The organism is Pseudoalteromonas rubra, assembly GCF_004212645.1.
GTDB lineage: Bacteria > Pseudomonadota > Gammaproteobacteria > Enterobacterales > Alteromonadaceae > Pseudoalteromonas > Pseudoalteromonas rubra_G.
This window is the reverse complement of the sequence record NZ_PPUZ01000149.1, coordinates 1-1,035: the sequence shown is the minus strand read 5'-3', so window position 1 is coordinate 1,035 and position 1,035 is coordinate 1. Positions and strand designations below refer to the sequence as shown.

Here is a 1,035-nt window from a genome sequence, read left to right as displayed (position 1 = left end):
GGCGTTGTTTCCTAAATCATTGAACTAATCTTGCATTGTGTGATCAGATCTCAAAAGCAAACACCGAGACTGAATTTTGAAAGAAAAGCGTATCACTAACTGGCGTGATTACAACAAAGCCCTTATCGCCAGAGGCAACATCCAACTTTGGTTTTCCGAGGATGCGATTGAACAGTGGAACAACACGCAACATCACGGCGGTAAAGGGCGAGCTAATCATTTCTCTGAGCTGGCGATTGAGACCTGCCTGACTTTGCGGGCTGTATTTCGCTTGTCTCTTCGAGCTGCACAAGGCTTTATTTCCTCACTGATATCAATGATGAAGCTTGATTTGGATACGCCAACTTATAGTTGTTTGTGCAAGCGAAGTGCAGAGCTGGCTGTTCATTACAGACCAAACTCCAGTACTTCCGGAGGCATTGATATCGTGGTTGATAGTACAGGTTTGAAGGTGTACGGAAACGGCGAGTGGCACGCGAGAAAACACGGCGCAAACAAACGCCGGACATGGCGAAAGCTGCATCTGGCCGTTGATGCAAATACACACCAAGTCGTAGGCGCTGAATTGTCTACAATCTCCGTAGGTGACTCAGAAGTTCTGGGGGATTTACTCAGACCACTGCGCAGGAAGGTCAGCTCGGTCAAAGCGGATGGCGCTTATGATACCCGAGGCTGTTATGCCGAAGTGGCAGCCAAAAAGGCCGACGCAGTGATCCCACCAAGGTGTAACGCGCAGTTGTGGGAGTATGGACATGCTCGTAACAGCGCGGTCATTTTAACAAAGCATATAGGTAGCAGTGAGTGGAAAAAGTGTGTGAACTACCATCAACGCTCACTGGCGGAAACAGCAATGTACCGGTATAAACAGCTCATGGGTGACAAGCTGGTCAGTCGTGGATTCAATCAGCAGCACACTGAAGCGATGATAAAAGTGAAAGTGCTCAATAGAATGACTGGGCTAGGTATGCCTGAATATCAGGGAAACAGCTGAAACCACAGTGTTGCTTGAGCTATCAGGATTTGATCAACAAGGCC

At 48.0% G+C, this 1,035-nt stretch carries 1 protein-coding gene; it reads left to right on the top strand.

What is annotated here, in order from left to right; all coding sequences use genetic code 11:
- Positions 1 to 76: 76 nt before the first annotated feature.
- Positions 77 to 991, top strand: coding sequence for an IS5 family transposase (locus C3B51_RS23045; RefSeq protein WP_430929852.1), 915 nt, complete (start codon positions 77 to 79; stop codon positions 989 to 991).
- The last annotated feature ends 44 nt before the right edge of the window (positions 992 to 1,035 follow it).